Genomic DNA, 5451 nt, shown 5'->3' with positions numbered 1-5451 from the left:
CGCGGCTTCGGCGCCGCCGGCTGCCGATGAGCGGCCCACCACCAGCCATGACAGCTTCTCGGCATCAGATAGCTCGGGCTGGGCGTAAAGGCGCACCCGCGGCAGCAGGGCGGTCCCCAGGATCTGCACGCCCACGCGCTGCGTCAGGTTGGGGCGAATCGCCAGGATGTCGAGCGCCGGGTTGTCGATGGCGCCGGTGAAGCGCAGCAGGCCCTGCTCCACGTCCAGGCGCTGGCCGTAGGCGCGGTACTGGCCGCCGTCGGTGTTGACGCTGCCGACCAGCCGGGGCGCGCGCAGCGACTCGCCGCTCAGGGCCAGCGTGCCGCGCACCCGGGTGTCTATGCCCTTGCCCTGGATCCGGAAGTCACGGCCCAGGTCCAGCTGCAGCGCCAGCTTGACGGGCCGGGCGTCTTTGTCGGTCGTTGCGCCGCTGGTTTGGGCCGGCGCCTTCTGGCCTGCCGCTGCGCCGCTGGTGGTGCGCACCACTACGTCGTCGCCCAGTTGCGGCGTGCCTTCATCGGGCAGGATGATGCGGGCCTGGTCCACCACCAGCTTGCCGGTCAGCTCGGTCTGCTGGCCCTTCAGGCTGGCCTGGACCTCGCCGGAGACGGTCAGTTGCCGGTCGGTGCGCAGGCTGGCGCGCAGCCGCTGCAGGGTGGCGTTCAGCTGCACCTGCGGCCGGCCTTCGACCCAGGCGGCTTCGCCCTGGGCCGTGAGCGTGCCGCCTGTGCCCTTGTCGCCAGCGCCCTGCAGGGTGAATTCGTTGATGCGCAGGCGCGTGCCGTCCAGCCGGGCGCGCAGGCGGCCGTTGCCAAACTCGATGCCATCGACGACCGAGCGCAGCGCCAGGTCGTTGGCCTGCAAGTCGCCCGCCAGCAGCGGCGCGGCACGCGTGCCGCTGATCGCCACATCGGCCCCCAGCGAGCCGCGCAGGCGCCAGCCCGGCGGCGCCAGCACCGACCAAACGCCGACGCGCGGCAGCTGCGCACGGACTTGGCCGCTGAGCGGCGCATCGGCGGCCCATTGCCATCCTCCCACGCCCGTGCCGGCGGGCGCCCGGCTCAGCCGGGTCCTGAGCTGGCCGTCGGCCGTGCCCGCGCGTTCGCTGTCCCAGCGCAGCGCCAACGCCACGGCATCGCCTTCGCTGGCCAGCGAGAGGCGCGCCTGCCTGACACCCGCCGCCACGCGCGCGGCCCGTCCCTGGCTGGTTTCGGCCTGAACCGAGATGTCACCGCTGCTGCGCGCCAGGCTGGCTTTGAGGCGCAGGGTGTCGCCCAGCGTGGCGTCCCATTCACCATCAAACACCAGGTTGCCGGCCAGACCCGCGCCGGCCAGTTGCGGGCCGGCCAGCAGTTCCATCCAGGCCATCGGCAAGCCGCTCAGTTTGCCGGCGGTGATCAGTTCGCCGGGCCGCCAGCGCACCGGCTGCCAGGCGAGCGTGGCTTGTGACGGGGGCGCGGCTTGCGAAGATGGCGCGCTCAGCAGGGCCTCGCCCGCGCCGCTTTCAAAGGCGCCGCCGCTGCGGGTTGGCGTCCATTTCAGCGGCAGCGCGCCGCGCGTGGCCAGCCGCCAGGCGCCGCTGCCCAGCGCCGGGTCTTCGACCGATACCGTCAGTTGCCTGAGCAGGCCCTGCCAGGCCGATTCGCTCAGTGCGGCGTTGCGCGTGGCGGCGACGCGCCCGCCGTCGGCGGCCAGTTGCAGGGCGTAACGCCGTTGATCGGCTTCGAGCCGGCCCTGCAGGTTGAGCTGTGCCTGGCTCAGGCGGCCGGACAGCGTGGCTTGCACGGCGCGCAGTTTCAGCAGATTGGGGCTTGGGGCGGCTGCGGCCCCGGAGGCAGCCGCACGCCAGTCGAGCGAGGCCATCTCCAGCCGGGCCTGCAGCGTCGGGTCGCGCCAGCCGCCTTGCCAGTTCGCATTCAACGCTGCGCTGCCACTGGCCGAGGTGCCTTGAATTGCAGCGGGCACACCCGGCAGTTTTTGCAGCCAGCGCAGCGCCTGCGCCGCATCGCCGCCGCGCAGGCTCAGCTCACCCTTGCCGCTGCCGGGCCGCAACTCGCCTTCCACCTTGCCGTCAAGCCCCGGCGCGGTCAGGCTCAGCTTGCCCTTGCCGCCCTGCGCGGCGGGCTGTGCTTCGAGCTGGCCACTCAGCTCGGCCTCGTCGGTGCGCACGCGCAGGGCCGACAGCAGCAGCGTGCCGCCGGCCTGCCCGGGGTTCCAGCTGCCGCTGGCGCTGGCCTCTCTGAGTTGCTGCAGGCGCAAGGCCGCTGCGGATGGGCTGGCGGCCTTGCGCTTGTCCCTGTTCGCCTGCACCTTCGCTTCAAAGTTCAGCAACTGGCCCTGGCCACGCACGGTGGCCCGGCCGTCCAGCGGCAGCGCCGCGAGCTGGCTGTGCAGCAGGGCCGGGTTCACGCCCTGCAGCGTGGCTTTGAGTTGCCAGGCCTGTTGTGGCGGCGCGGCCGTGCCTTGCCATTCGCCGCTGGCCTGCAGCACGCCGCCGCCCACTTGCGCCTTGAGGGCGCGCACCATGGCCGTGCCATCGCGCCATTCGCCATCGGCCTGCAGTTGCTCCAGTGGCAGGCGCTGCGCGTTCCAGGGGCCGGGCAGGCGGTTGACCAGCTGCGCTTGCAAGGCCCAGAGGGGGCTGATCACCGAGGTGCTGGTGCTGGGCAGGGGGCGCACGCTGGCGCTGCCGGTCAGCAGGGTTTGCGGCGCACCCGGCCATAGCGCGGCGATGTCAAGGTCGCGAAAACTGGCATCAGCTTGTGGCAGCAGCTGGGCCGCCCACGGCGTGACGCGTGCCATGAGGCTGGCTTGTGGCTGTGCGGCTTGGCTGCCACTGGGGGCGGCGGGCGGGGCCGCCAATTGCAGCGCGGCTTCTACCTTCAGTTCGGTCAGTGGCCCGCGCGCGCTGGCGCGAAACGCCAGCGGAAGGGCGGTGTTGCTGTTGGGCAGGGTGGCTGTCACTGCGCCCGACAGGGTGGCGTCCAGCGTCAGCGGGCTGCTCGACGACAGGATGGCGCGCCCGCTGTAGCGCCCGCGCGCGATCTGGGCGTTGGCCAGGTCGAGCTGGTGCCGCAGGCCGTTATAGCCGTAGCGGCCCGAAATGGCCGCCGCTTCGAAATTGGCTGAACCGCTTGCGCCGCGCCACAGCAGTTGCCCGACCGAAAACGCATCGAGCGTGACGCCCAGCGGCAGCCCCAGCGCATTGGGCGGGCTGGTGGGCGTGGCGGATGGCGGGCGCTGGTCGTCCACCCGCACGCTGGCCGCCTCCAGCCGGTCCAGCGTGAGCCGGCCGCGCAGCAGCGACCACGGTTGCCACACCAGCGTGACATCGTTGGCCTGCACCGTCAGCCCGGCTTGCTGCCAGCGCAAATCGTCCACATGACCGCCGCTGCGCAAGGAGCCGGAGGCGCGCTGGGCCTGCAGCGGCCGGTATTGCCCGACCCAGCGCAGCGCCGTGGCCAGCGAGCCATCGGTGCCGGCCCACCACCACAGCGCGCCGGTGGCGGCCAGCACCACCAGCAGTAGCGTGCTGCCGGCGGCCAGCGCCAGGGCTTTGAACCAGCGCAATGCCTTGCCCGACGCTGCTTCGGGCCTGTCTTGAGGGGTGTTATGCGTGTTCACGGCGTTCATCAGAAAACAAAGCCCACGCTCATGTGCAGCCGCAACTTTTGGGGTTTGACGCCATAGGCCAGGTCAATCTGCAGGGGCCCGATCGGGCTTTTCCAGCGCACGCCGGTGCCCACGCCGACCGAGGGGCGCAGGTCTTGCGCCTTGTCGGCCACGGCACCGGCATCCATGAACACGGTGTGTTCCCATTCGCTGGGCAGGCCGTCGCGCAAAATCGGGCGCTGCCATTCAACGCTGCCCACGGCCAGGTAATGGCCGGGGCCGGTCACGCCATTGGCCAGCTTGATGCCAATGTCGCGCAGGCCATAGCCGCGCACGCTGCTGTCGCCGCCGGTGCGAAACAGCTGCGTGCTGGGGATGGCGGCCGAGTCTTTGGCCAGCACGGCACCGGCTTCGGCGCGCAGGGCCAGGCGCCCGCTCTGCAGCGGCTGGATGCCCAGCCAGCGGCCCACGGCGCGGGCATAGGGCTGGCGCTGGCCGCCCAAGGTGGTGCCGCCGCCCAGTTCGAAGCCCAGGCCATAGCCCTTGCCGGGGAAGGGCAGGCTGTCAAAGTAGCGGCCGGTCCAGACGTAATTCGCGCTCAGGGCCGAGCCGTCGCCGGTGTCGGCGGCGCTAGCGCCCGCCAGCCCAGCGCCGTGCACCCGTGCCCGGTCGTATTGCAGGTAAATAGTGCGGTCAATGCGCTCGCCGGCCTGGGTGCGGCCAAAGCGCAGGCGCTGGGTCTGGGTAATCAGTTCGTTGTCGTTCAGGCGTTCGATGCGGCCCAGCGCCACCCAGCGCCAGCTGGACGCATCGGGCAAGGAGGTCCACTCGGTCTGGGCAAACGGGGACTTTTTCTCAAGCTGCAGCTTGGTCACGGCGCGCCAGCCTATGCCTGGCACGCGCAGGTGGGTGTGCTCCACCGACGCGCGCGGCCCGCTGTCGGTCGTCAGGCCCACGCCCAGAATGATTTTTTGCAATTTGGCTTCGCGCACCTGCACCTGCACCGGCGCCGCCTGCGGGTCGCTGTCGGGGTCGATGAACACGGTGGCCGAATCAAAATAGCCGCTGGACGCGAGCCGCTGCTGGGCCTCGAGCAGCTGGTTCTGGTCATACACCGCACCGGCATTCAGGCGCGTCAGGCGCGGCACCAGCACCGGGTCGTAGCGCTCCACGCCCGAGACCTGCAGGCTGCCGAGCCGGTACAGCGGCCCCGAATCGAGTGTCAGCGACAGGCTGGCCGTGCGCGCCGGCGCATCCACGTCGGCCAGGCTGGAGGCCAGCTTGCCGGCTGGGTAGCGGCGCGCCACCAGCGCGCGCAGGGCCTGGGTTTTGGCGCCGTCCCAGGCATCCTGCGTGAAGCGCCGGCCGCTGGGCAGGCGCCAGTCGCGCTCGATGGCGCTGCGCTGCGCGGCAGCATCCGGGTCGGGCGATGCGGCAATGTCACCGGCAAAGTTGAGGGCGACCGGGCCGATCAGGGTCGGCTCGCCCGGCTCCACCGCCACCACGATGGTCGGGCGCTGGTTGATCTCGCCTTCGCGAGTGATGCGGATGTCGGGGCTGAAATAGCCCAGCGTGCCGACCAGGTTGCGCACATTGCGCTCGGCCAGCACGATCAGGCGCGCCAGTTCGGCGTCGTCAAGATCGGTCACCGCGCGGTAGCGCTGCAGCTCGATGTGCTTTTCCAGCAGTTCCCGCAAATCGCCAAATCCGGGCGGCGTGCGCACGGCGATGTCAAAGGCGGTGACTTCGGGCTCGGCGCTGGTCGGCCCGACAGCGCCTTGTGGCGTCGGTGCCGGCGCGATTTTTTCGGGCGGCGGCGCGGGCGCCGGTGCGGTTTGT

2 protein-coding genes are annotated in these 5451 nt (G+C 71.3%); both read right to left on the bottom strand.

All coding sequences use genetic code 11. From position 1 onward, the window contains the following. A partial coding sequence (locus RMO23_RS00500) for a translocation/assembly module TamB domain-containing protein (RefSeq protein WP_405041536.1) occupies positions 1-3633 on the bottom strand: 3633 nt, incomplete at its 3' end. Further along, positions 3633-5451: BamA/TamA family outer membrane protein (locus tag RMO23_RS00495; RefSeq protein WP_309678017.1), on the bottom strand; the 1819-nt coding region annotated here is incomplete at its 5' end. The genes RMO23_RS00495 and RMO23_RS00500, both read right to left, overlap by 1 nt.

The organism is Polaromonas sp. (assembly GCF_031411155.1).
GTDB lineage: Bacteria > Pseudomonadota > Gammaproteobacteria > Burkholderiales > Burkholderiaceae_C > Polaromonas.
The sequence above is the reverse complement of the archived record's forward strand: the minus strand, read 5'-3'. Positions and strand labels throughout refer to the sequence as shown.